A 22,202-nucleotide genomic window follows, 5' to 3' on the forward strand; every position below is an offset into this window, starting at 1 on the left:
GATCATCGCACCGCGCCCCGCTCCGCCGCGCCGGCGGCCCGCCCGACCCGGCCGCCCTCCCACCGAACGGGCGTAGACTGGTCGGCTATGTCAGACGGCCCCCTCATCGTGCAGAGCGATCGCACCGTGCTCCTCGAGGTCGCGAACCCGCTCGCCGAGGATGCACGCCACGACCTCGCGATCTTCGCCGAGCTCGAGCGCGCCCCCGAGCACATCCACACCTACCGCATCACCCGCCTCGGCCTGTGGAACGCGCGCGCGGCCGGCCACACCGCCGAAGACATGCTCGGCACGCTCGAACGGTACGCGAAGTTCCCCGTGCCGCAGACCGTCGCCGTCGACATGCGCGAGACCGTCGCCCGCTACGGCCGGCTCGTGATCGACCGCACCGACGACGGTGCGCTGCGGCTGCAGAGCTCCGACATCGCCGTGCTCACCGAGGTGTCGGGCGCGAAGCGCATCGCCCCCCTGCTCGGCGAGCGCATCGACGACGAGAGCTTCCTGGTCGCGGCGTGGGCGCGGGGCGCCCTCAAGCAGGAGCTGGTGAAACTCGGCTGGCCCGCCGAAGACCTCGCCGGGTACACCCCCGGGACCCCGCACGAGATCGACCTCGACGAGCGCGACTGGCAGCTGCGCGACTACCAGCAGAAGGCGGTCGACAACTTCTTCGAGGGCGGTTCGGGCGTGGTCGTGCTGCCGTGCGGCGCGGGCAAGACGCTCGTCGGCGCCGGCGCGATGGCGACGGCCAAGACCACGACGCTGATCCTCGTGACGAACACGGTGTCGGCCCGGCAGTGGCGCGACGAGCTGCTGCGCCGCACGTCGCTCACCGAGGAGGAGATCGGCGAGTACTCGGGCCAGGTGAAGGAGATCAAGCCGGTCACCATCGCGACATACCAGATCCTCACCGCGAAGCGGAAGGGCGAGTACGCGCACCTGTCGCTGCTCGATGCCCTCGACTGGGGCCTCATCGTCTACGACGAGGTGCACCTGCTGCCCGCGCCCGTGTTCAAGCTCACCGCCGAACTGCAGGCGCGACGCCGCCTCGGCCTCACCGCGACCCTCGTGCGCGAGGACGGCCGCGAAGGCGACGTGTTCTCGCTCATCGGCCCCAAGCGCTTCGACGCGCCGTGGAAGGAGATCGAAGCGCAGGGCTTCATCTCCCCCGCCGCGTGCTACGAGGTGCGCATCGACCTGCCGCAGTCCGAGCGGCTGCAGTACGCGGCATCCGCCGACGACGAGCGCTACCGGCTCGCCGCGACCGCGCCCGCGAAGCTCGACGTCGTGCGCCAGCTGGTCGCGCGCCACGAGGGCGAGCGCATCCTCGTGATCGGCCAGTACCTCGACCAGATCGACGAGCTCGCCGAGGCCCTCGGCGCCCCGCAGCTCACCGGCTCGACGCCGGTCGACGAGCGCGAGCGGCTGTTCCAGGAGTTCCGCGACGGGCGCACGAAGGTGCTCGTCGTCTCGAAGGTCGCGAACTTCTCGGTCGACCTGCCCGAGGCCACGGTCGCGATCCAGGTGTCGGGCTCGTTCGGCTCGCGGCAGGAGGAGGCGCAGCGTCTCGGCCGTCTGCTGCGGCCCAAGGAGTCGGGCCTGTCGGCGAACTTCTACACGCTGGTCGCGCGCGACACCGTCGACCAGGACTTCGCGCAGAACCGGCAGCGGTTCCTCGCCGAGCAGGGCTACTCGTACACGATCCTCGACGCGCACACGCTCGACGCGGCGGCCTGAGCGCTTCCCGGCATTCGCTGCTGCGCCAGTTCGGCGCCCTCCGCGCCGATCCGTCTGGCGCAGACCGCGCCGAAGTGGCGCAGCGGGCCACGCAGCGGGCGCCCGGCGGGGCGTGCCCGCTCAGCGCTCGCGCGCGTACCGCAGCAGCAGCAGGTCGCCGGCGGGCAGCGCGTGCACGAGCCGCATCTCGCGCGGCGCTTCCGGCGCGCCCTGCACGATGCGGCCGGCGACGCCGCCGACGAGCGTCGGGCTGAGGCTCAGGCACAGCTCGTCGACGAGGTCGGCCTCGAGCAGGCTGCCGAACAGATGCGGCCCGCCCTCGCAGAGCACCTGCGCGAGCCCGGCTCGGGCGAGCACGGCGAGCGCCTCGCCGAGGTCGACGGATGCCTCGCCGCAGACGAGCACGTCGGCGACCGCGCCGAGCGCCTCGCGACGGGCGGCGGGCGCGCCCGCGTGGGTCAGCACGATCGGCCGGGTCACGGCCTCGGTGAAGAACGGATGCCCCGGGTCGATGTCGAGCTCGCGCGACACCACGCCGATGCGCGGCTGGTCGGGCAGGCCGTGCTCGCGCCGCCACGCGACGCCCTCGCGGCCGACCCGAACCCCGCCGTACCCCTCGGCGCGCACCGTGCCGAGCCCGACGAGCACGAGGTCGGCGAGCGAGCGCAGCACGCCCATCGCGAGCCGGTCGCTCGCGTCGCCGAGCCCGCCGCTGCGGTCGTCGACGGTGACCGCGCCGTCGAGGCTCATCACGAAGTTCATGCGCACGCGGGGCGTGGTGCGGTCCTCGATCGCGTACGCGTCGACCAGGGTCGCACGATCGACGGCGGGCGAGGCATCCGGCCGGTTCATCGGCACCGCCCGCTCACCGGTTGTGCTCCAGGAACACGGGCTCGCGCCAGCCCTCGATCGCCTCGATCATGCGCACGGCGTCGACGGTCTCGCGCACGTTGTGCACGCGCACGATGCGCGCCCCCTGCAGCACGCAGTACACGGCGGCCGCGATCGAGCCTTCGACCCGTTGCGACCGGTCGCGGCGGCCGAGGCTCTCGCCGACGAAGTCCTTGTTCGACAGCGCGACGAGCGTCGGGTACCCGAGTGCGACGACCTCGTCGAGGCGCCGGGTGAGCGCGAGCGAGTCGAGGGTGTGCTTGTTCAGGTCGTGGCCGGGGTCGACGATGATGCGATCGGATGCCACGCCCCGCGCCTCGGCGAGCTCCGCCCGTTCGCGCAGGAACGCGACGACCTCGGCGACCACGTCGTCGTAGCGCGGCGAGGGGTACGGCTGGCGGGGTGCGGCCAGGCTGTGCGTGACCACGACGGATGCTCCGGCTTCGGCCACCACGTCGGCCATCGCGGGGTCGTGCAGCCCGGTGGTGTCGTTGATCACGTGGGCGCCGGCGGCGAGCGCCGCACGGGCGACCTCGGCGTGGAACGTGTCGACCGACACCACCGCGCCCGACGCGGCCAGCGCTTCGACCACCGGAACCACCCGCTCGATCTCCTCTGCGATCGGGATCGCCGGGCCCGGCGCGAACTTCGCTCCCCCGACGTCGACCCAGTCGGCGCCGGCCTCGATCGCCCGCAGCCCCGCCGCGATGGCGAGGTCGGCGGCGTCGGTGCGGCCCTGGTCGTAGAACGAGTCGGGGGTGCGGTTCACGATCGCCATCACGGCGACCTGCCGCGAGAAGTCGAAGGTGCGCGGGCCGATGCGGCGCACGAGCGCTCCGGGGCCGGCCGAGGCGGCGGCGGGACCCGGGATCACGGGGTCTCCGGTCCGGCGAGCGCGCCGAGCGGCACCGACGGGTCGGCGAGCTCGGCGGCCGACACCGCACGCCGCGAGCGGATGAGCCGCTGCACGTCCTGGTTCACGTCCCACACGTTGACGTTCATGCCCGCCACGACGACGTCGCCCTGCTGCCAGAACGCGACGTACTCGCCGCCGTCGCCGGCGTCGAGGTCGCCGCGGATGACCGGCGACGCGCCCACGGCGAGCTCGCCGTACCCCGAGTACTCCATGCCGAGGTCGTATTGGTCGGTGAAGAAGTAGGGGATCTCGTCGTACTCGACGGACTCGCCGGCAAGGACGCGCCCGACGAGCTTGCCGCTCGCGTCGGCGTTCGCCCAGTGCTCGACCCGCAGCCGGTGCCCGAGGCGGGCGTTCCAGACGTTCGCGACGTCGCCGGCGGCGTACACGTCGGGCGCACTGGTGCGGAACGAGGCATCCGCGGCGACGCCGTCGTCGAGCTCGAGCCCGCCCGACGCCGCGAGCCGGGTGTCGGGCACTGCGCCGATGCCGAACACGACCAGGTCGGCGTCGAGCTCCTCCCCGGTGCCGAGCACCACCGCGCGGGCGCGCCCGGCCTCGCCGCGCACCGCGGCGACCGCCGCACCCGCGGCGAACCGCACCCCGCGCGCTTCGTGCAGCGCGCGGAACCGGGCGCCCAGTTCGGGCCCGATCGCCGCCGCGAGCGGCACCTCGTCGCGCATCACGACGGTGACCTCGTTGCCGTACCCGCGGGCCGCGGCCGCGACCTCGAGCCCGATCCAGCCGCCGCCGACGAGCGCGACGCGACGATCGCCCGAGCGCAGCGCGGTGCGCAGCCGCGTGGAGTCGGGCAGGCGACGCAGATGATGGATGCCCCGCAGCCCCGCGCCGGGGCCGTCGAACCGCCTGGGCGTCGCGCCGGTGGCGATGAGCAGTCGGTCGTACGGCAGCGTCTCCCCGGCGACCTCGACGGTGTGCGCGCCCGGGTCGAGCGCGGTCGCGGGCGCGCCCCGGCGCACCTCGACGTCGTTCGCGCGGTACCACGCGGCATCCAGCGGGTACACCGCCGACGAGGCATCCGCACCTTGCAGGTAGCCCTTCGACAGCGGGGGCCGCTCGTAGGGCAGCCGCCGCTCCTCCGCGACCACCACGACCTCGCCGTCGAACCCCGCGCCGCGCAGCGACTCGGCGGCGCGCGCCGCCGTGAGCCCGCCGCCGGCGATGACCACCCGCTCCGAAGACGACATGCCCCGAGTCTTCCATCCGGCCCTCCGAGCGGCCAGTCCTCCAGGCCGCGTGGATTGCGCGGATAGCGGACACTCGGTCGTTTGTCAGGAAGAGTGCAGCGCATCCGCAGCAGAATGACCCCATGAGCGACGGACCTCGCATTCTCATCGTCGACGACGAGCCCAACATCCGCGACCTGCTCACCACGAGCCTGCGGTTCGCGGGATTCGCCGTCCGTGCCGTCGGCAACGGCGCCCAGACCATCTCGGCCGTCCTCGAGGAGGAGCCCGACCTGATCATCCTGGACGTCATGCTGCCCGACATGAACGGGTTCAGCGTGACCAAGCGGCTGCGCAGCGCCGGTTACACCGCGCCGATCCTCTTCCTCACCGCGAAGGACGACACCGAGGACAAGATCACCGGCCTCACCGTCGGCGGCGACGACTACGTCACCAAGCCGTTCAGCCTCGACGAGATCGTCGCGCGCATCAAGGCCATCCTGCGGCGCACCATGCACGCCGAGGAGGACGCGGTGATCCGCACCGGCGAGCTCACGATGGACCAGGACACGCACGAGGTGCTCGTCGGCGACGTGCCCGTCGAGCTCAGCCCTACCGAGTTCAAGCTGCTGCGCTACCTCATGCTGAACCCCAACCGGGTGCTGTCGAAGGCGCAGATCCTCGACCACGTGTGGGAGTACGACTTCAACGGCGACGCGGGCATCGTCGAGAGCTACATCTCGTACCTGCGCCGCAAACTCGACCAGCACTCGACCGAGCCGCTCATCCAGACCAAGCGCGGCTTCGGGTACATGCTGAAGAGTTCGAAGGGGTAGCCGGGCGCGGGCACAGCACCGGTACAGGGAGCCTCCGTAGACTCGCCGCGCCATGCATCAGACCCTTTCCGAGCGGTGGAACCGCATCTCGCTTCGCACGAAGATCACCGGCGTGACCGTGCTCGTGCTGACGCTGGGTCTGCTCGTGTCCGGCATCGGCACCGCGGCGATGCTGCGCGGATACGTCGAGAGCCAGATGGAGTCGAAGCTGCGCTCGATCGCGGGCGGCTCGCTCGAGAAGTACTTCGAGTCGTCGGAATCCGACGAGGGCGAACGCGACGACGACGATTGGGCGATGAGCCTCGGCAAGCTCGACTTCCGCGACTCCGACGACGTGTTCGTCGCGGTGTACCAAACCGACGGCACCTACCGCGGCGACAACTGGTCGTTGCGCCCCGCGGCCGAACGCCCCAAGATCCCGAGCACCCTCACGCTCGTGCAGGTGCTCGAGACCAACGACGGCGACTACAAGGTCCTGGAGCTGCCCGACGGCGCCGGGCACCGCACGTTCCGTGCGATCGTCTCGCTGCAGTCGCTCGATCGGCCCGGCCAGGACGTCCCGGTGCTGATCGCGATCTCCACGGTCGAGAGCGAGCGGCTGCTGGCCGCGTACCTCACCATCTTCTTCGGCTTCGGGTTCGGCGTGGTGCTCATCGGCGCCCTGCTCACCCGCATGCTGGTGACCTCGACGTTCGCGCCGCTGCGCGAGGTCGAACGCACCGCCGCGGCGATCGCCGACGGCGACTTCAGCCAGCGGCTCGGCGGCGCGACCCCGAACACCGAGGTCGGGCGGCTGAACCGGTCGCTGAACACCATGCTGAACCGCATCGACCGCGCCTTCCGCGACCGGGCTCGCACCATCGATCAGATGCGCCGCTTCGTCGGGGACGCCTCGCACGAGCTGCGCACCCCGCTCGTGTCGGTGCGCGGCTACGCCGAGCTGTACCGGATGGGCGCCCTCCAGACGCCAGAAGAGGTCGCCCAGGCGATGGATCGCATCGAGAAGGAAGCGGTGCGCATGGGCGGGCTCGTCGAGGACCTGCTCGCGCTCGCCCGGCTCGACGAGGCCAAGCCGCTCGAACTCGTCGAGGTCGACCTCGTGCCCCTCGCTCGCGATGCCGCACTCGACACGATGGCGGCGCATCCCGACCGCACCGTGACTGTGATCGCACCCGGCGACCGGGGCGACGGCGGCACGATCGGCACCGTCCCGGCCCTCGCGGTCGATCTCGAGCCCGAGACACCGCGCAGCGCGCGGGCCGGCACCATCGCGTTCGCCGGGGCGACGCTCGCCCGACTGCGCGGTCGTCGACTGCGCGAACCCGGCGGCAAGCGCCCGGCCGGCGAGCAGAGCTCCGTCGCGACCGGTCGGGACGCCCTGTTCGGCCCGGGTGCGTCCACCGGGCCGCAGATCGTCTCGGATGCGCCGTCGGAACCCGTGCGACCCGCGATCGTGCTGGCGGAGGAGAACAAGATCCGCCAGGTGCTCACGAATCTCGTCGCGAACGCGATCCGGTTCACGCAGGAGGGCAGCCCCCTCGAGATCCGCGTGTCCGTCGACGACTCGACCGACCGTGCGATGTTCGAGGTGGTCGATCACGGCGAGGGCATCCCGCCGCAGATCCGCGAGAAGATCTTCCAGCGGTTCTGGCGCGCGGACACCTCGCGCACGCGCGAGACGGGCGGGTCGGGCCTGGGCCTCGCGATCGTGTCGTCGATCGTGGCCGCCCACAACGGCACGGTCGACGTCGTCGAGACGCCGGGCGGCGGCGCGACATTCCGCGTCTCGCTGCCGCTGGCCGGTTCGCCGTCGGCGCCGCAGTCGGTCGGCTGAGCACTCCTCCCCAGCGACTCGCGCCCGGCTCGTCCTCCCCAGACGACCGGATGCCGCGCCCGCGCGTCCACCGCGATCCCTAACGTGGCGACGTCCGCATCCGCGGACCTCACCGAAGGGACCGAACGATGACCGTCTTCCATGTCGACAGCGAGCAGGTGCGCGCCGCCACCGATTCCACGCAGGCGGCGATCAGTCGGGTGCAGGCCGAGATCGCGACGCTGATGGGCCGGCTCACCTCGTTGCCGGAGAGCTGGTCGGGGCAGGCCTCGACCGCGTTCCAGAGCGCGGTGGCCGACTGGCGAGCGACCCAGACCCAGGTCGAGGAGCACCTCGCCGCACTCAGCCGCGCCCTGGCGGTCGCCGCCGCGCAGTACGCCGAGGCCGAGCTGGCGAACACCCGGCTGTTCCTGCGCTGACCCGCGCGTCGACGCACGCGACCGCTCAGGCGCCGTCGGATGCGCCCAGGCCTGCGACCGGCGCCTCCGCGAGCCGGATGATCGACTCGCGTGCGGCGGCGTAGTCGTTCGGCGGCAGGTACTCGACCGTCTCCGGCGGAACCTCGGGGAACTCGACCCGCACCCAGTCCCCGCCCGTGCGGACGTCGAGGACGCATTCGGCCGCGGCGTCCGCGCAGCGCAGCACCGCGTCGCCGGGCTCGACGCCGGCGACCGGCACGATCACGCCGCCGTCGGCCAGCCAGGCGGCCTCCGCCCGGTCGAATCCCCAGCTGCCGCCCGGCAGCACGCCGACCTCGCCGAACCCGCCCTCCCGGTCGGTGAAGAAGACCGAGCATCGCTTCGCGCCGGTCTCGCGGGACGCCCAGAAGTACTGCCCGACCCGGGGCCCGTCCCAGCTCTCGCCGAACCCGACCGCTGCGAGACCGGTGATCTCGGCGACCGAGGTCGCGGGTACGAGGTCTTCGCACGCAGCGAAGCTCGTCGACTCCGCGGGCGTCCATCGCGGCCCGGGCTCGGTCGCGGCGAGTGCGGCGACCATCGGGTCGGCGACCGCACGGAACGCGGCGACCAGGTCCGAGTCGGAGCGGGCGTCGAACACGATGCCCTGCACCGTGAACTCGACCCAGTTCCGGCCGATCACCCCGTACAGCTCGCAGAAGCCGGTCCAGGACGCGTCCGTCGCGGCCATGCACCGCGGGCCCTGGACGTGTGCGCCGTACGTCGGGTCCGCGCTCCGGTAGAGATCGACGTACTCGATCGCGGCGTCGAGGCCCTCGGGGAGGATGCTGAGAGCGACCGTCTGCCGGCCGGCCTCCGGTCCGGTCCACGTCGAGAAGCCGAGCCCGTTCGTCCACCGGCAGTCGACGGCGCCGAGTTGCAGGGCGGCCGCCTCGTCGGGGTCGAGCCGGTCGATCGGCACGATCGGCGCGAGCGGATGCCCCGCCTCGCCGACGAGCGTTCGGAGGGCGTCGGTGGCGACGAGTCCGTCGCAGTCGACCGGGATGCGCGCGTGCGGGCCGGCTTCCGCCGGCTCGGCGGTCGGCGTCGGGATCGTCGACGGCGCCGAGGGGTGCGGCGTCGAGGCGTCCGGCTGAGCCGTGCAGGCCGTGAGCGCGAGCATTCCGGTCAGGATGGCGATCGCGGGCGAGCCGGCACGTCGACGGGTCATGGCACGAAGCTAGCAACCCCGTCGTCTCCGCCGGATCGTACGGCACAACGATTCCGTCACACCCGACGGCGCACGCGCGAAGCCGTGCCGACCGCCCGGAACACGCCGAAGGGCGCCTCCCTCGCGGGAGACGCCCTTCGGGTGTTCGTCTGCTCGAACGGGTGCCGGACTAGAAGTCCATGCCGCCCGTCGGGTCGCCGACCGGAGCCGGGGTCTTCTCGGGCTTGTCGGCCACGACCGCCTCGGTGGTGAGGAACAGGCCCGCGATCGACGCGGCGTTCTGCAGCGCCGAACGGGTGACCTTCGCCGGGTCGATGATGCCCTGCGCGAGCAGGTCGCCGTACTCGCCGGTCGCGGCGTTCAGGCCGTGACCCGCGGGGAGCTCCGACACCTTGTTGGCGACGACGCCCGGCTCGAGGCCCGCGTTGAGGGCGATCTGCTTGAGCGGCGCCTCGATGGCGACCTTCACGATGTTCGCGCCGGTCGCCTCGTCGCCGGTGAGCTCGAGCTTGGCGAACGCGGCCTTGCCGGCCTGGATGAGGGCGACGCCGCCACCGGCGACGATGCCCTCCTCGACGGCGGCCTTCGCGTTGCGCACCGCGTCCTCGATGCGGTGCTTGCGCTCCTTGAGCTCGACCTCGGTCGCCGCACCCGCCTTGATGACGGCCACGCCGCCGGCGAGCTTGGCGAGGCGCTCCTGCAGCTTCTCGCGGTCGTAGTCGGAGTCGGTGTTCTCGATCTCCTGGCGGATCTGGGCCACCCGGCCGGCGATCTGCTCGGGGTCGCCCGCACCCTCGACGATGGTGGTCTCGTCCTTGGTGATGACGACCTTGCGAGCCTGGCCGAGCAGGTCGAGCGTGACGTTCTCGAGCTTGAGGCCGAGCTCCTCCGAGATGACCTGGCCGCCCGTGAGGATGGCGATGTCCTGGAGCTGCGCCTTGCGGCGGTCGCCGAAGCCGGGAGCCTTGACCGCGACCGACTTGAAGATGCCGCGCACCTTGTTGACGATCAGGGTCGCCAGCGCCTCGCCGTCGACGTCCTCGGCGATGATGAGCAGCTGCTTGCCGGTCTGGATGACCTTGTCGACGATCGGCAGCAGGTCCTTGATGTTCGAGATCTTGGAGTTGGCGATGAGGATGTACGGGTCCTCGAAGACCGCCTCCTGGCGCTCGGGGTCGGTCACGAAGTACGCCGACAGGTAGCCCTTGTCGAAGCGCATGCCCTCGGTGAGCTCGAGCTCGGTGCCGAACGTGTTCGACTCCTCGACCGTGACGACGCCCTCCTTGCCGACCTTGTCGATCGCCTCGGCGATGATCTCGCCGATCTGGGTGTCGGCGGCCGAGATCGACGCGGTCGCGGCGATCTCCTCCTTGGTCTCGATCTCCTTGGCGGCGGCGAGGAGCTCCTCCGAGACGGCCGCGACGGCCTTCTCGATGCCGCGCTTCAGCGAGATGGGGTCGGCGCCGGCCGCGACGTTGCGCAGGCCCTCGCGCACGAGCGCCTGGGCGAGCACGACCGAGGTGGTGGTGCCGTCACCCGCGACGTCGTCGGTCTTCTTCGCGACCTCCTTGACGAGCTCCGCGCCGATCTTCTCGTACGGGTCGTCGAGCTCGATCTCCTTGGCGATCGACACGCCGTCGTTCGTGATGGTGGGGGCGCCCCACTTCTTCTCGAGCACGACGTTGCGGCCGCGCGGGCCGAGGGTCACCTTGACCGCGTCGGCGAGCTGGTTGAGTCCACGCTCGAGCCCGCGGCGGGCCTCCTCGTCGAAAGCGATGATCTTTGCCATGTGTTTCTCTCGTCCCTTCCCGGACGTCTGAAGAATGGTGTTAGCACTCGAAACGACCGAGTGCTAAAGACGATTCTGGCACTCACCCTCGACGAGTGCAAGCGCGCGCGACGTCGCCCCGCGGCATCCGGTGCCGCCGTTCGCTCAGGGCGCGAAGGCGACCGACCCGTCGTTCGGCACCAGTTCGACCCAGGTGTTGCCGGGGGCGAGCCGCAGCGGCGACCCGTCGTCGGCGGTGAGCACGATCGGGGCCTCGCGCGCCGCCTTCGACCAGCTGCCGTGCGCCGTGCGCCCGGCGACCGACACCCAGGCCTCGCCGCCGCCGTCCAGCACGGTGCGCGGCACCTCGCCCCACGACCAGTCGATGCCGACGCGCAGGGTCACCACGTTCGTCGCCCGTACGCGCTCGCCCGACGCCTCCGAGTCGGGTGCGCCCTCCTGCGAGCGGAGCCACACCCCCGCAGCCGCGTCCCAGTCCCAGGACGGGAACCGCGCGTCCGAGAACACGAGGGCGAGGTGCGAGGTCGGCTGGGCCGCGAACCCCGGCGCGGCCAGGGGGTCGGCGGAGCCGAACACGAACTGGTTCGGCGGCGGCGCGAGGTCGAGATGCCGACCGACGCCCTCCTTCGCGAGCAGGATCACGTCGTGCGGACCGGGGCGATCGTCCGCCCGGTAGAACAGGCCGGTGTCGTCGTAGTCGAAGACGAGGTTCGGCAGCCCGGTCGACATCATCATGTCGACGAAGACCTCCTGACCGCCCGAGTACGCCACCGGCCCGCCGAACGGGGTGATGATGTCGGGATCCATCGGCCGGATCGAGCGCACCGGACCGACCTCGTCGGGCACGTCCGAGTGCCAGACCACCGCGTACCGGGTGATGCCGCCCTCGACGAGCTCCTCGAAGACGATGTCGCTTCGGTTCAGCGCGATCTGCGGACGGGCCTCCTCGTGGTTGTCGATCTTCACCGCGATCGACGGATGCGCCAGGGCGGCGCCGTCCGCGAGGGTTCCGCGCAGCGGGGCGAACGCGATCGGCACGGGCGCCGGCTCGGAGGCGGGCCGGGCGCGCGACGGCGTCGGGGCCGGCGTCTCGGTGGGCGGCGGATCGGTCGTGCCCGAACACGACAGCAGCCCGAGCCCGACCGCGCAGATGAGCAGCGCGGCACCGAAGCGGCGCACCCCCCGGTCCCGTCCCATGGCGTCATGCTAGCGGCGGGATCGCGGCCGGCCGGCGGACCCGAGGCCCGACACGCCGCGTGCCGGCGGGCGCCGCGAGGCATCCGCTCCACCCCGGGAACACGACGGAGCGCGCCGCCCCGTCGGGGCGGCGCGCTCCGGAACGCAGTGGTTCAGACCGGGCGGACGGCCTCGGCCTGCGGGCCCTTCGCACCCGAGCCGACCTCGAACTGGACCTGCTGGCCCTCTTCGAGGACCTTGTAGCCCGACATGTCGATGGCGGAGTAGTGGACGAAGACGTCCTGTCCGCCGCCGTCGACGGTGATGAACCCGTAACCCTTTTCAGCGTTGAACCACTTGACGGTTCCGTTCGCCATGCGTTGCTCCCAATGTATTGCGGTGTGTCAGCACGTGCCTGTCGCCTGTACCGGGCCCCCCTTTTCGTGCTGACAGTGCGCCGGGGCGACGGGTGTTCCACACGGGATGAGCGACCAAATCCCATTCAGGCATCCGCCCGCGGGCGGGCACAAGAGGATGCGACGCCCGAATGATCGCAGAATGGCAACGATTCGGCCTCGCGTCGGTCGCGGGGTGAGCAGGATGCCTCGCCGCGCACGAGCGCGACCGCTCAGCCGGCGGCGCCGATCGCCGTGGCGAAGTCGGACGCCACGACCAGCACGAGCGGGGTGCCGATCTCGGCGAACTTCGCGTCGTACCGCACCTCGGCCTCGGGGATGGCCTGCGCGACGCCGCGCGCCGCACCCTCGAGCTCGGGCGCCGCGTAGTACACGTAGGTCTCGGTGAGGTCGTTCTCGCTCGCGTTCGCCGTCGTGCCGACGGGGATGGTCGCGGCCTGCAGCATCTCGGCGGCCTGCGCGGCGAGCCCGCTGACCGTGGTGCCGTTCAGCACCGTCACGGGCTGGTCGGGAGCGATCGTCGGCTCGGCGGTGACGGTCGGCTCGGGCGTCGCGGTCGGCACCGCGGCCTCGCCGCTCGAGCCGATGCGGTCGCCCAGGGTGACGACGCCCCAGATGCCGATGCCCGCGAGCACCACGGTGGCCAGCGCCGCCCACCCGAACGCGATCCAGCCCGAGCCTCGCCGGCTCGGGGCGCGGTGCGCGCCGACGCGGTCGATGCCGTGCGGCACGCTGTCGAACCGGTCGCGGGGGAACTTCTGCGCCATGTGCTGGTGTCGGTCCTGTCGGTCGGGGCGGGCGGCTCAGTCGAGCGGCCGGCCGAAGGTCGGGGTGCGGACCAGGCGGGCCGCACGACGCGCGTCGCGCAGCCGGAGCAGCCGCTTGACGAGCATCGGGTCGTGTCGAAGTGCGTCGGGCGAGGAGATGAGCTCCCCGAGGATCCGATAGTAGCGAGGCGCCGAGAGGTCGAACTCGGCGCGGATCGCCTCGGCCTTCGCGCCCTCGTCGCGGAACGCGCGGTGCTCGAAGGCCAGGATGCGCCGGCTGCGCTCGTCGAGGGCGGGTGCCGCGGATGCATCGGGTCGGCCGTCGGCGGATGCATCCGCCTCGGCGCGCGCCGCACCCTGCATGCTCGCCTCCCTCGCTGACGGAACCGGGCGTCCCGCCTGCTGGACATCCTAGGCACGGGCCGCCTGGGAGCCGCCCGAGCCGCCCGGCGTGTGCGCCGGAACACCGCGCATCACCGGAACAGGAAGCGCCGCAACAGTGTTGCACCTGTCGGCGGAGTCCGCGCCGGGCGCGATTAGGCTCGACCGGGGGACTTCCGCCGCGCCTGCGGCGGACGGTCCGCCGCGAGAAGGGATCCGAGATGACCTACGACGTCCAGCGCAGCGACGACGAGTGGCGCGCCGAGCTCGCACCCGAGCAGTACGCAGTGCTGCGCGAGGCGGCCACCGAACGTCCCTGGACGGGCGAACTGCTCGACGAGCACCGCGCCGGGGTCTACACGTGCGCCGCGTGCGGGGCCGAGCTGTTCCAGAGCGGCACGAAGTTCGATTCGGGCTGCGGCTGGCCGAGCTTCTACGAGTCGGTCCGCCCCGAAGCGGTCGAACTGCTCGAGGACACCTCGCTCGGCATGGAGCGCACCGAGGTGCGCTGCGCCCGATGCGGGTCGCACCTGGGCCACGTGTTCCCCGACGGGTTCGGCACGCCCACCGGCGACCGCTACTGCATGAACTCGATCGCACTCGGCTTCTCGCCCGAGTCGTGACCGGGGTCGCCGCACCGGTCGCGACCGCGGCCGGTGCATTCGAGGCGGTGCGCCGCCGCCGTTCCGTCGCGAAAGTGACCGCGGCCGCGCCTGACGACACCGAACTGCTGCACCTGCTGTCGGCGGCGGGCACCGTCGCCGACCACGCGGCGCTGCAGCCGTGGCGGGTGATCGCCCTCCGCGGCGACGCCCGGGCGCGGCTCGGCGAGGCGCTCGCCGACGCGGCGGGGCTGGTCGGCGACGACCGCGCCGCGCTCGCGGCGAAACCGCTGCGCGCTCCGCTGCTGCTGGCCGTGGCGGCGCGTCGCCACGAGCATCCGAAGGTGCACGGATGGGAGCAGGACGCCGTGGCCGCGGGCGTCGCGCACACCCTCAGCCTGCTGCTCGACGAGGCCGGCTGGGGTGTCATGTGGCGCACCGGCCCGCACGTCCGCACCGAACCGGTCGCAGCCGTGCACGGGCTCGCCCCCGACGAGCACCTGCTCGGCTGGCTCTACGTCGGCGGCGTCCCCGAGGGCGTGAGCCGCGTGCGGCACCGCGCGATCGACGCCGCCGCCGTGTTCACGAGCCTCGCCTGAACCCGAGCCGCAGGAACGCCGGGCGCCCGCTCGCGATCCCCACCGCGATGAACGCGAGCAGGGTGCCGACGACGGTCGCGGCATCCACGTGGCGACCGGGGACCGGCAGCAGCAGGTCGAGCGCGAGCGCCGACGCGAGCTGGCCGGCGATCGTGGCGAGGCTGAGCAGCAGCACGCCGGTGCGGCGCACGATGACCGCGGAGCCGGCGATGAAGACGCACCCCAGCGCACCGCCGACGTAGAGCCAGGGCTCCGTCGGGAAGGCGTCGGGCGGACCGGCGATCGCGATGCGCACGAGCGCGGCGGCCACGAGCACCGCGGTGCCGGACGCGAAGTTCAGGAACGTCGCGGTCAGGGCGCTCGCCGCCTCGACCCGCACCCGCCCGTTCACCGCCTGCTGCCACCCCGTGCCGAGCCCCGCGAGCAACGGCAGCAGCACCCACCAGATCGCGATCCCGGTGCCGAGCTGGGCCGACACGGCCACCGTGACCGCCGCGAGCGCGAGCGTCGCGCCGATCGTGCGCGGCGCGGTGATCGGATGCCGGCCGCCCGGGCCGAGCCCGATCAGGTCGATGACCAGCCCGCTCACCGTCTGGCCGGCGACGATCGCGACCGTGAACAGTGCGACCCCGAGCAGCGCCGCGGTGAGCCCCTGGCTGAGCACCAGGAACGCGCCCGCCAGGCCGCCCAGCAGCATCCACCACGACAGCCGGCCCTCACGCAGCGCACGGCCGACGCCGGCGAACCCGGCCCGGCCGCGACGCGAGAACGCCAGCGCGACGGCCAGCAGCACCAGCCCGGTGCCGAACGAGATCGCGGCCGCCGTGAAGCCGTCGTCGAGTCGGCGACCGAGCTCGCCGTTGATACGGGACTGCACCGACATCAGCGCACCGAAGGCGGCGGCCGCGACGAGCGCCGCCCAGAGCGGGGCGCGGTGGCGGGAGTGGTCGTGCAAGAGCCGGCTGCGGGACTCGAACCCGCAACCACCGCTTTACAAGAGCGGTCAGGGCCGTCCCGCGTCCTCCAATCTTAGGCAGTCAATCCCAGTAGATCCGCGAGTTCATGCGGATCTCGGCCCAATTGGGCAGCGAGCTCATCCAGCGTCTTCCAGCCCCGTCCTGCCCCACGCTGCCCCACGTTTGCCCCACGCCGCCGAGTCGGGAGCGACGCGACGACATGCTCGCCGAACTCCTCGGCGAACTTCGCGTAGATCTCCGCGGTCTTGGACGAGCTGTGCCCGAGCATCCGCCGAACCTCGTCCAGCGACGCGCCGCTCTGCAGCGCGTGGGTGGCGAAGGTGTGCCGGAGGTCGTGGATCTTCGTGCCCTCGAGACCGGCGTGCTTGACCGCCGGGAGCCAGACCCCGCGGCGCCAGTTCGAGTAGTCGTAGACGTGTTCGCCCCCCTTGAGGAAGACGTGCCCCTTGCGGCGGCCGCCGATCTCGCGCTCGAGCACCTCGGCCACCCAGGGGGTCATCGGCACCCAGCGCTGCTTCTTGCCTTTGGGGTACGGGACGAGGCGTCGCTGGTCGTCGTCCCATGCTTCGATGACCCACACCCGCTCGCGGTCGAAGTCGACGCGCGGGATCTGCAGGCCGATCGCCTCGCCCCAGCGCATGCCGGTGCCGAGGAGGGTGGCGACGATGCCCTCGTCGTGCCAGTTCGCCACCGGCGGCTCGAACTGCTGCAGGAGCCGGTCGCGCTCCTCCTCCGTCAGGTAGCGGCGCTTGTCGACCTGCGGCTGCGCGACCTTCACACCACGCGCCGGGTTGAAGTCGAGCACCTCGGCCTCCACCGCGGCGGTGAGGCTCGCGGAAAGGAGGGAGATGCGCTTCTGCACCGTCGCCGGCGCGAGTCCGGTCTTGCGGAGTTCCATCGCCCACGCCTTGACGTCGCCGCGGGTGATGTCGATGAGCGGCACGTCCTGCCACTTCGGAAGGAGATGGTTGTCGCGCGAGGGCTCGTCGCGGTGCAGGGTGCCGGGCTCGACGTCGCGGGTCTCCCACCAGTCGGCGCACCACTCCCCCCACGTGCGCCCGGCCGCGAGCGGGTCGCGCCAGCCGAGGGAGCGGGCGGCCTTCTCGGCCGCGGCCGCCTCGATCTCGGCCTTTCGCTTGTGGGTGAACGTGCCCCTCACATACCGCTTCTTCCCCTCGCGATCGCGATAGGCGGCGCGGTAGCGTCCGCTCGGAAGAGTCTCGACATAGGGCATGACTGGATCATACGGGATTAGGCGTGCTAGCGTGGGGCCGAATTATCTAGCTAATGTCTCACAAGGAGGATCTATTCATGAGGCCAATCGAGTTCATGACCGTCGCCGAAGTGGCGGCGCTGACCAAGCGCCACCCCGAAACCATCACCGACGCGCTGCGGAGCGGCGACCTCCCCGGTCGGCAGCGCGTGAAGGGCGGCCGCTGGATCATCAAGCGCGAGGATGCCGAGATCTGGCGCTGGGGCGAACCGTTCGAGGCTGCCGCATAGAAGGAGGAAACGATGCTCGATCCCGAATGGCTCGACCTGTTCGTATCGGACGCGGAGACGCCGACGCGCGACGTGCTGCCGCGCAAGAACGCACCCGCCGCCGCGAAGGTACTGGCCTACTGGGCGCCCCTGCTCGAAGAGGCGGGGCTGAGCGTGGACGCCGAGTACTGCTGGGCCTGCGGTGCCAATGTCGGATATCTCGAGCGCGCCCACATACTCGCGCGAATCGAAGGCGGCTCGAACGAGCCGTCGAATCTCCACCTGCTTTGCCCGTCGTGCCACCTCGACTCGGAGATGCTGCATGGGCGCGACTACTGGCAGTGGTTCTGCTGGCCCCAGAAGCAGATGATCGCGAAAGCGAAGCGCATCGCGTCCCGCCAGCCGCTCATGGCAGTCGTGCAAGACAAGGCGGGCGATGAGGGCGCGCGGCTTACGCGAGCGATCGCCGCGCTCGATCTTCACGACACGGCCGGACTTGTCGAACTCCTCGCCATGCCGATGTAGCCCGCGTCCCGGCTACGCTGCGCGCCATGTTCCCTGTCTCGCTGCCCCCGCCGCCGTCCGCGGATGGCGGCGACTGGTCGGCGGAGATCCTCGATGAGGTGCGCCAGGAGTTCAATGGAGAACTCACGCTGCTCGACCCGTCGGTTGCGGTCCCGGTCGGCGACCCCTACGACCCGGAGACCGGTCTGGGCGGCGAGACCACGTTCGCGACGGTCATCGCCGCCCGCCCCGGACGCGCCCAGCAGTTCCAGCTCCCCCTGGAGCGCGCGGCGTCGGGCCAGTGGATCACCAAGCGCCGCTATCGCTTCCAGTGCGAGATCAAGGCGGACGACCCGCTCATCGAGAAGGGGATGCTCCTCAAGTGGTCGGGCGGCAAAGACCCGGTGCTGTCGAAGCTGACGTTCACCGTGCTCGCTGCGACGAACTCGTCGCACGCGGCGCTTCGCACCATCCTCTGCTCGACCGAAGGGGATGACGTCTGATGGCGTGGCGCGGGTTCGACAAGAGCGGCCTGATCGCCCAGGCGGAAGCGTTCGCGTACTCGAAGCGGCGGGAACTGACGAGCGCCCTGCAGGAGGTCATCGTCGCGGCCGAGGAGCGGATGAAGGAGATCATCCTCGACAAGGACACCCCGACCGGCTGGGAGCGCGTGGCGACCGGGCGCGGCCTGTTCGACGGTCGCTACGAGACGGGCGAGATGTTCAGCCAGGTCGAGTCGAAAGTCACCGCCGACGACGATGAAGCGGTCGGCGAGTGGGGCTGGTTCGACCCCGAGGCGTACTTCCTGCTTCAAGAGGAAGGCACCGACCGGATCGCTGCGATGGACTCGCTGAACGCGACCCTGCAGAAGGTCATCGACGAGATGGCCGGTCACCTCGACCGCGTCGCCGGGGAGAAGATCGCATGAGCTACGACGGCAACGAGGAGATCGACTGGATTCTCGGCCCCGACGGCATCGGCGCCCTCGCGGGCGGGCAGGTGTTCGAGACCGGCGTCCCTGACGGCACCGACCTCCAGCGCTACTCGGCGACCGACCCGCGCCTGCGGCCGTACATCGTCGCGCGCTTCGCGACCCCGTTCGCCTCGACGCGCGGGCGAGCCGCGGGCGCAGGCGAGGACGAGCAGCCCCACGTGCTCTCGTTCACCATCGTGGTCTACGGCGGCGTGGCAGCCGACGTGCGCCGGACGCGGGCCGCAGTGCAGCGCCGCCTCGTCGACAAGCGCCCCTCCCCGACCTCCGGCGTCATCACCTCGTCGGGCGGGTTCAGCTACGCCCGCACCGAGACCGAAGCCCGGCCCAGTCGCTTCGAGTCGGGCATGTTCGGGCGGGTGTTCATCAACCTCTGATCTGGCGTGCATTAGCTAGATGTCCGCTGTACGCTCCGCGCCATGTCAAACGCCGTGCGCACGTACCGCAACCGGATCAACGGCGCCATAGGCGTCTACCCGGAAGCCCTCGCGCGCGTCTTCCCGAACCTCGAAGAGGTCGCCGAAGACGCCAAGCCTCTCGCCTACGTCCCCATCACGGAGGACCAGATCGAGCAGGTCGTCGAGGCGACCGCGGTCGAGCCCGAGACCACCCAGGCGGGCGACGAGCCGGCCGCCCGCACGACCGCCACGCGAAAGGGGCGCCGCTGAATGTCCGCTGCCAAACTGGTACCAGGCTACGAGACCATCGTTCTCGCTGCCGCACATGAGATCGACGGGGTGCCGTGGATCGTCACCCCCACCGGTCTCGTCGACTACGAGAACCCGACCGCCGCCGCGCTGAACATCTACCACGGCATCACCAAGCCGAGTCAGGCATACGCGGGCGCAGGCGGCAACATCTCGTGCGCCGTGCTCGACGACCTGAACCTCGGCCTCACCGGGTCGGACACGTCGAGCAACAAGACCGTCTGCTCGAAGGGCAACTCGGAGTCCCTCACGCAGTACAACTTCGACGCGGAACTGAACGTGCTGCGCGACGAAGACCCCGACGCCGACGGCCTGTACAACCTCGTGCGCGACCTGACCCGCGACGCGGACGCGCCGTACTTCATCATCCACCGGGTTCGCGGCGGCAAGGACTCGTCCGAGGAGTTCGCCGTGGGCGACGAGATCGACCTCTACTACGTCTGGACCGACCACCCCGTCCCGGCGTTCCCCGACAGCGACGACCAGACGCTCGGACTGAACTTCGTCCCCAAGTCGATCGTCAACATCGCGCACGTGATTACGGCGTAAGGAGCGGAAACAATGACCGATGTCAGAGCACAGTCGAACAAGGCGGTGGGCTGGTTCGCAGGCCCGGACACCGCGATCACCGACGACCGGTGGGTGTCGGGGCCGACGCTCGCAGAACTCCAGTCCCTCCTGAACATCTCGGCCGAGACGAAGATCGACGGCACCGACTTCGGCCTCGAGGCGTCCGAGCAGAGCGACGACCGCTCGTTCGCCGACGCCGCGGGCGCCCAGTCGCGCTCGTTCGACTCGGCGTCGGGCAGCATCGAGATCTTCACCCCGAGCCGCGGCGAGACCAGCGGCCTGCGCGTCCAGGTGTGGAACACCCTCGCCAAGCCGCGCACCAAGCTCGCCATCGCGCAGCGCTTCATCACCAACCAGGCGGCGGCGATCGCGCCGGGCCAGGTCGTCAACCTGTTCCGCGTCATCACCGACGACCGGCAGCACAACCGCAACGACGTGAGCCGCACCCTCGGCATCGGCCTCGTGCTGCAGGACAACCTGCTGTCGAACTACGTCGTGCCGTCGGCGGTCCCGACCGCTGTGACCCTCACCCCGGACGGCGAGGACGGCTTCGACGTGGTGGTCGGCACGCCGCTGTACCTCAAGGCGACCTACGAGGGCGTCAACGTGACGGTCGGTGCGGACTACGCGTCCAGCGACGAGAACATCTTCACCGTCACCAAGCACGGCATCCTCATCCCCCGCGCCGCGGGCACCGCCACCCTCACCGTGTCGATCGCGGGCTCGGCTGCGGGCACGCCGATCGACGTGACGGTCACCGCGCCGTAATCCACCTCGGGGACGCGAGGCTGCCATCAGCCTCGCGTCCCCGCTACGCTCCGCCCCGCCCACGAGAGAGAGGACACCCCCATGAGCGAAGACATCCAGCAGGTCGCCGAGGAGGCCGCAGAGACCGGCCGCAAGTCATTCGACCTGAAAGCCCGACTGCAGAAGCGTCCGCTGCGCCACGAGACCATCCGCGTGTTCACCGACGAGGTCACCGGCGAAGCACTCGGCGGCTTCGAGGATGTGCTCGACGCGAACGGGTTCGTGAAGAGCCGCCGCGGTTGGGGTGCTGCGAGGGAACTCGCGGAGCTCAAGCTCCTGAACAAGGACGGCGCCAACGACGAGGCCATCGCCGCGAAGATCGCCGAGATGGAAGCCCTCGCCGCGAAGCTCGACGAGACCGCACTGGACATCGCCCTCCAGGCCGTCCCCGCCGTCATCAAGAAGGACGCCCGCCGCGCTGCGAAGCAGCACCTCGGCATCCGCGGCAAGGTGACCGACGACCGCGCCGATGAGTTCGTCGACGAACTCGACGCGCAGATCCTCTACCGCTCGGTGGTCTCCATCCACGACGTCGAGTCGGGCGAGACGAACAAGGCGGTCACGATCGAGGATGCGCGCGACCTGCTCGCCTACCTCCCCGACACGGAGAGCGGCCGACTGCTGGCCGCGGTCGCGAAGCTGCAGTTCCAGGGGGCGATCGCCGAGCAGGCGACCGCTCAGGTGGATTTCTCGCAGCGTACCTAGCCTTCGGGGCCGGCGCTGGGTACGCGCAGCAGATCGAAGCGTCGATCCGTTTCGGCGTCCGGCCGACTGCGGTGATCCTCGGGACGGACACCCGCAAGCGGTGGAGCAAGTGGGACATCCTGCTGGCGCAGGCGTTCCACATGCTCGAGAAGGAGCGGTGCCACCAGTGCGGCTACCCGAAGTACGTGTGCGGCAACGAGTCGAACGACATCTACTTCACGGTGCGCGAAGAGGTGTGCTTCGCGACGCAGAAGAAGGATGCGTTCGAGGAGAAGGCTCGCGAACGGGCGGCGAAGAAGAAGGGCGGCGCGGCGAAAGAGCCCGCCGGGGTGTCGCTCATCGTGGAGGCCCACACGTACTCGCGGCGGGAACTCTCCGAGTTCCGCGACTCGTTCTACGAGCTTCGCGCGAAGCGGGAGAAGGCTCGCGACGAGTCGGTACCGGTCATTCCTGCGGAGGATTAGCTAGCTGTTGCTTGGCTTTCTCGACCGCGAGTTCGCGGCGGGCGCGAGCCATCGCCCGCCGCTGCGCATCGGCCTCGATTTCCTCGGGCTTCCGTCCGCGCAGCAGCAGGTAGAGGAACGTGACGACGAACGCGATCGGCCCCAGGAAGAGTGCCGCGATGAAGAAGTCCATGCCCTCAAGATAGCGGCCCGCACCCCGGATCGGCTAGGGCGGCGTCCCGTGTACGCTCCGCGCCGA

Annotated in this window: 28 protein-coding genes; 16 read left to right on the forward strand and 12 right to left on the reverse strand. The window is 71.1% G+C overall.

The features are described from left to right. Positions 1-87 precede the first annotated feature (87 nt). Positions 88-1,734: a DNA repair helicase XPB gene (locus MTO99_RS09025; protein ID WP_243558543.1), complete on the forward strand. Its 1,647-nt coding sequence runs from the start codon at positions 88-90 to the stop codon at positions 1,732-1,734. A gap of 120 nt (positions 1,735-1,854) precedes the next feature. Here MTO99_RS09025 and MTO99_RS09030 read toward each other — a convergent pair whose 3' ends face one another. From MTO99_RS09030 to MTO99_RS09040, 3 genes are all read right to left on the reverse strand, one after another. Beyond that, a complete protein-coding gene (locus tag MTO99_RS09030) occupies positions 1,855-2,586 on the reverse strand; it encodes a pyrimidine reductase family protein (protein WP_243559043.1) in 732 nt (243 codons plus the stop codon). A 13-nt stretch (positions 2,587-2,599) separates the two neighbouring features. Continuing rightward, positions 2,600-3,403, reverse strand: coding sequence for a dihydropteroate synthase (gene folP / locus MTO99_RS09035; protein WP_243559045.1), 804 nt, complete (start codon positions 3,401-3,403; stop codon positions 2,600-2,602). 92 nt (positions 3,404-3,495) lie between these two features. Further along, positions 3,496-4,749 carry an NAD(P)/FAD-dependent oxidoreductase gene (locus MTO99_RS09040; protein WP_243558545.1) on the reverse strand — a complete coding sequence of 418 codons (1,254 nt, stop codon included), beginning with the start codon at positions 4,747-4,749 and terminating at the stop codon, positions 3,496-3,498. Positions 4,750-4,871: 122 nt separating this feature from the next. On the opposite strand from MTO99_RS09040, the gene MTO99_RS09045 reads away from it, so the two are divergent. The 3 genes from MTO99_RS09045 (at position 4,872) to MTO99_RS09055 (ending at position 7,817) form a co-directional block, all read left to right on the forward strand. Further along, complete coding sequence (locus MTO99_RS09045; protein ID WP_149161334.1) at positions 4,872-5,564, forward strand: response regulator transcription factor; 693 nt, start codon at positions 4,872-4,874, stop codon at positions 5,562-5,564. A gap of 52 nt (positions 5,565-5,616) precedes the next feature. Further along, entirely contained in the window at positions 5,617-7,398 is a 1,782-nt protein-coding gene (locus MTO99_RS09050; protein WP_243558547.1) for a sensor histidine kinase, read from the forward strand. Positions 7,399-7,526: 128 nt separating this feature from the next. Next, positions 7,527-7,817, forward strand: a complete 291-nt coding sequence (locus MTO99_RS09055) for a WXG100 family type VII secretion target (protein WP_243558549.1) — start codon at positions 7,527-7,529, stop codon at positions 7,815-7,817. 25 nt (positions 7,818-7,842) lie between these two features. On the opposite strand, the gene MTO99_RS09060 is transcribed toward MTO99_RS09055, so the two are convergent. The 6 genes from MTO99_RS09060 to MTO99_RS09085 form a co-directional block, all read right to left on the reverse strand. Next, positions 7,843-9,027: a hypothetical protein gene (locus MTO99_RS09060; protein ID WP_243558551.1), complete on the reverse strand. Its 1,185-nt coding sequence runs from the start codon at positions 9,025-9,027 to the stop codon at positions 7,843-7,845. 169 nt (positions 9,028-9,196) lie between these two features. Continuing rightward, on the reverse strand, positions 9,197-10,816 hold the full coding sequence (gene groL, locus MTO99_RS09065) for a chaperonin GroEL (protein WP_243558553.1): 1,620 nt from the start codon (positions 10,814-10,816) through the stop codon (positions 9,197-9,199). Between the two features lie 144 nt (positions 10,817-10,960). After that, positions 10,961-12,013, reverse strand: coding sequence for a DUF3048 domain-containing protein (locus MTO99_RS09070; RefSeq protein WP_243558555.1), 1,053 nt, complete (start codon positions 12,011-12,013; stop codon positions 10,961-10,963). 152 nt (positions 12,014-12,165) lie between these two features. Continuing rightward, positions 12,166-12,369 carry a cold-shock protein gene (locus tag MTO99_RS09075; RefSeq protein WP_243558557.1) on the reverse strand — a complete coding sequence of 68 codons (204 nt, stop codon included), beginning with the start codon at positions 12,367-12,369 and terminating at the stop codon, positions 12,166-12,168. Between the two features lie 251 nt (positions 12,370-12,620). Next, positions 12,621-13,175 carry a LytR C-terminal domain-containing protein gene (locus tag MTO99_RS09080; protein WP_243558559.1) on the reverse strand — a complete coding sequence of 185 codons (555 nt, stop codon included), beginning with the start codon at positions 13,173-13,175 and terminating at the stop codon, positions 12,621-12,623. 36 nt (positions 13,176-13,211) lie between these two features. After that, positions 13,212-13,538, reverse strand: coding sequence for a DUF3263 domain-containing protein (locus MTO99_RS09085; RefSeq protein WP_243558561.1), 327 nt, complete (start codon positions 13,536-13,538; stop codon positions 13,212-13,214). A 239-nt stretch (positions 13,539-13,777) separates the two neighbouring features. On the opposite strand from MTO99_RS09085, the gene msrB reads away from it, so the two are divergent. After that, positions 13,778-14,179, forward strand: a complete 402-nt coding sequence (gene msrB / locus MTO99_RS09090) for a peptide-methionine (R)-S-oxide reductase MsrB (protein ID WP_243558563.1) — start codon at positions 13,778-13,780, stop codon at positions 14,177-14,179. Beyond that, positions 14,176-14,757 (forward strand): nitroreductase family protein, encoded by a 582-nt coding sequence (locus MTO99_RS09095; protein WP_243558565.1) that lies wholly within the window; start codon positions 14,176-14,178, stop codon positions 14,755-14,757. The genes msrB and MTO99_RS09095 overlap by 4 nt, the downstream gene beginning before the upstream one ends. On the opposite strand, the gene MTO99_RS09100 is transcribed toward MTO99_RS09095, so the two are convergent. Then, on the reverse strand, positions 14,741-15,712 hold the full coding sequence (locus MTO99_RS09100; protein WP_243558567.1) for a DMT family transporter: 972 nt from the start codon (positions 15,710-15,712) through the stop codon (positions 14,741-14,743). The two genes, MTO99_RS09095 and MTO99_RS09100, sit on opposite strands and share 17 nt — an antisense overlap. 74 nt (positions 15,713-15,786) lie before the next feature. After that, positions 15,787-16,968 (reverse strand): tyrosine-type recombinase/integrase, encoded by a 1,182-nt coding sequence (locus tag MTO99_RS09105; protein WP_243558569.1) that lies wholly within the window; start codon positions 16,966-16,968, stop codon positions 15,787-15,789. 77 nt (positions 16,969-17,045) lie between these two features. On the opposite strand from MTO99_RS09105, the gene MTO99_RS09110 reads away from it, so the two are divergent. The 10 genes from MTO99_RS09110 to MTO99_RS09155 all read left to right on the forward strand — a co-directional run bounded on the left by MTO99_RS09110 (position 17,046) and on the right by MTO99_RS09155 (position 21,964). Continuing rightward, on the forward strand, positions 17,046-17,237 hold the full coding sequence (locus tag MTO99_RS09110) for a helix-turn-helix domain-containing protein (protein WP_243558571.1): 192 nt from the start codon (positions 17,046-17,048) through the stop codon (positions 17,235-17,237). Positions 17,238-17,249: 12 nt separating this feature from the next. Beyond that, positions 17,250-17,741: an HNH endonuclease signature motif containing protein gene (locus MTO99_RS09115; RefSeq protein WP_243558573.1), complete on the forward strand. Its 492-nt coding sequence runs from the start codon at positions 17,250-17,252 to the stop codon at positions 17,739-17,741. A gap of 26 nt (positions 17,742-17,767) precedes the next feature. Next, positions 17,768-18,223: a DUF6093 family protein gene (locus MTO99_RS09120; RefSeq protein ID WP_243558574.1), complete on the forward strand. Its 456-nt coding sequence runs from the start codon at positions 17,768-17,770 to the stop codon at positions 18,221-18,223. Then, complete coding sequence (locus MTO99_RS09125) at positions 18,223-18,648, forward strand: hypothetical protein (protein ID WP_243558576.1); 426 nt, start codon at positions 18,223-18,225, stop codon at positions 18,646-18,648. Before MTO99_RS09120 ends, MTO99_RS09125 begins: the two co-directional genes overlap by 1 nt. Next, positions 18,645-19,088, forward strand: coding sequence for a hypothetical protein (locus tag MTO99_RS09130; RefSeq protein ID WP_243558578.1), 444 nt, complete (start codon positions 18,645-18,647; stop codon positions 19,086-19,088). The genes MTO99_RS09125 and MTO99_RS09130 overlap by 4 nt, the downstream gene beginning before the upstream one ends. Before the next feature lie 42 nt (positions 19,089-19,130). Beyond that, the gene (locus tag MTO99_RS09135) at positions 19,131-19,379 is read left to right on the forward strand and encodes a hypothetical protein (protein ID WP_243558580.1); all 249 of its coding nucleotides are present in this window, start codon (positions 19,131-19,133) and stop codon (positions 19,377-19,379) included. Continuing rightward, a complete protein-coding gene (locus MTO99_RS09140) occupies positions 19,380-19,967 on the forward strand; it encodes a phage tail tube protein (protein ID WP_243558582.1) in 588 nt (195 codons plus the stop codon). It abuts the gene before it with no gap. 12 nt (positions 19,968-19,979) lie between these two features. Continuing rightward, positions 19,980-20,756, forward strand: a complete 777-nt coding sequence (locus MTO99_RS09145) for a phage tail tube protein (protein WP_243558584.1) — start codon at positions 19,980-19,982, stop codon at positions 20,754-20,756. Positions 20,757-20,837: 81 nt separating this feature from the next. Further along, positions 20,838-21,500, forward strand: a complete 663-nt coding sequence (locus MTO99_RS09150) for a hypothetical protein (RefSeq protein WP_243558586.1) — start codon at positions 20,838-20,840, stop codon at positions 21,498-21,500. Between the two features lie 71 nt (positions 21,501-21,571). Further along, a complete protein-coding gene (locus MTO99_RS09155; RefSeq protein WP_243558588.1) occupies positions 21,572-21,964 on the forward strand; it encodes a hypothetical protein in 393 nt (130 codons plus the stop codon). Here the strand turns inward: MTO99_RS09155 and MTO99_RS09160 are convergent. After that, entirely contained in the window at positions 21,945-22,136 is a 192-nt protein-coding gene (locus MTO99_RS09160; protein WP_243558590.1) for a hypothetical protein, read from the reverse strand. The two genes, MTO99_RS09155 and MTO99_RS09160, sit on opposite strands and share 20 nt — an antisense overlap. Positions 22,137-22,202: the final 66 nt, after the last annotated feature.

Origin of the sequence: Agromyces larvae, from assembly GCF_022811705.1 — a bacterium.
Taxonomy (GTDB): Bacteria; Actinomycetota; Actinomycetes; order Actinomycetales; family Microbacteriaceae; genus Agromyces; species Agromyces larvae.

Excerpts from the sequence above, each read along its gene's own strand:
- MTO99_RS09125 (WP_243558576.1), top strand. The coding sequence starts at position 18,223 with ATGGCGTGGCGCGGGTTCGACAAGAGCGGCCTGATCGCCCAGGCGGAA.
- MTO99_RS09130 (WP_243558578.1), top strand. The coding sequence starts at position 18,645 with ATGAGCTACGACGGCAACGAGGAGATCGACTGGATTCTCGGCCCCGAC.
- MTO99_RS09145 (WP_243558584.1), top strand. The coding sequence starts at position 19,980 with ATGACCGATGTCAGAGCACAGTCGAACAAGGCGGTGGGCTGGTTCGCA.
- MTO99_RS09050 (WP_243558547.1), top strand. The coding sequence starts at position 5,617 with ATGCATCAGACCCTTTCCGAGCGGTGGAACCGCATCTCGCTTCGCACG.
- msrB (WP_243558563.1), top strand. The coding sequence starts at position 13,778 with ATGACCTACGACGTCCAGCGCAGCGACGACGAGTGGCGCGCCGAGCTC.
- MTO99_RS09105 (WP_243558569.1), bottom strand. The coding sequence starts at position 16,968 with ATGCCCTATGTCGAGACTCTTCCGAGCGGACGCTACCGCGCCGCCTAT.
- groL (WP_243558553.1), bottom strand. The coding sequence starts at position 10,816 with ATGGCAAAGATCATCGCTTTCGACGAGGAGGCCCGCCGCGGGCTCGAG.
- MTO99_RS09115 (WP_243558573.1), top strand. The coding sequence starts at position 17,250 with ATGCTCGATCCCGAATGGCTCGACCTGTTCGTATCGGACGCGGAGACG.
- MTO99_RS09040 (WP_243558545.1), bottom strand. The coding sequence starts at position 4,749 with ATGTCGTCTTCGGAGCGGGTGGTCATCGCCGGCGGCGGGCTCACGGCG.
- MTO99_RS09045 (WP_149161334.1), top strand. The coding sequence starts at position 4,872 with ATGAGCGACGGACCTCGCATTCTCATCGTCGACGACGAGCCCAACATC.
- MTO99_RS09025 (WP_243558543.1), top strand. The coding sequence starts at position 88 with ATGTCAGACGGCCCCCTCATCGTGCAGAGCGATCGCACCGTGCTCCTC.
- MTO99_RS09030 (WP_243559043.1), bottom strand. The coding sequence starts at position 2,586 with ATGAACCGGCCGGATGCCTCGCCCGCCGTCGATCGTGCGACCCTGGTC.
- MTO99_RS09055 (WP_243558549.1), top strand. The coding sequence starts at position 7,527 with ATGACCGTCTTCCATGTCGACAGCGAGCAGGTGCGCGCCGCCACCGAT.
- MTO99_RS09070 (WP_243558555.1), bottom strand. The coding sequence starts at position 12,013 with ATGGGACGGGACCGGGGGGTGCGCCGCTTCGGTGCCGCGCTGCTCATC.
- folP (WP_243559045.1), bottom strand. The coding sequence starts at position 3,403 with ATGGCGATCGTGAACCGCACCCCCGACTCGTTCTACGACCAGGGCCGC.
- MTO99_RS09085 (WP_243558561.1), bottom strand. The coding sequence starts at position 13,538 with ATGCAGGGTGCGGCGCGCGCCGAGGCGGATGCATCCGCCGACGGCCGA.
- MTO99_RS09160 (WP_243558590.1), bottom strand. The coding sequence starts at position 22,136 with ATGGACTTCTTCATCGCGGCACTCTTCCTGGGGCCGATCGCGTTCGTC.
- MTO99_RS09135 (WP_243558580.1), top strand. The coding sequence starts at position 19,131 with ATGTCAAACGCCGTGCGCACGTACCGCAACCGGATCAACGGCGCCATA.
- MTO99_RS09080 (WP_243558559.1), bottom strand. The coding sequence starts at position 13,175 with ATGGCGCAGAAGTTCCCCCGCGACCGGTTCGACAGCGTGCCGCACGGC.
- MTO99_RS09110 (WP_243558571.1), top strand. The coding sequence starts at position 17,046 with ATGAGGCCAATCGAGTTCATGACCGTCGCCGAAGTGGCGGCGCTGACC.
- MTO99_RS09120 (WP_243558574.1), top strand. The coding sequence starts at position 17,768 with ATGTTCCCTGTCTCGCTGCCCCCGCCGCCGTCCGCGGATGGCGGCGAC.
- MTO99_RS09150 (WP_243558586.1), top strand. The coding sequence starts at position 20,838 with ATGAGCGAAGACATCCAGCAGGTCGCCGAGGAGGCCGCAGAGACCGGC.
- MTO99_RS09140 (WP_243558582.1), top strand. The coding sequence starts at position 19,380 with ATGTCCGCTGCCAAACTGGTACCAGGCTACGAGACCATCGTTCTCGCT.
- MTO99_RS09060 (WP_243558551.1), bottom strand. The coding sequence starts at position 9,027 with ATGACCCGTCGACGTGCCGGCTCGCCCGCGATCGCCATCCTGACCGGA.
- MTO99_RS09075 (WP_243558557.1), bottom strand. The coding sequence starts at position 12,369 with ATGGCGAACGGAACCGTCAAGTGGTTCAACGCTGAAAAGGGTTACGGG.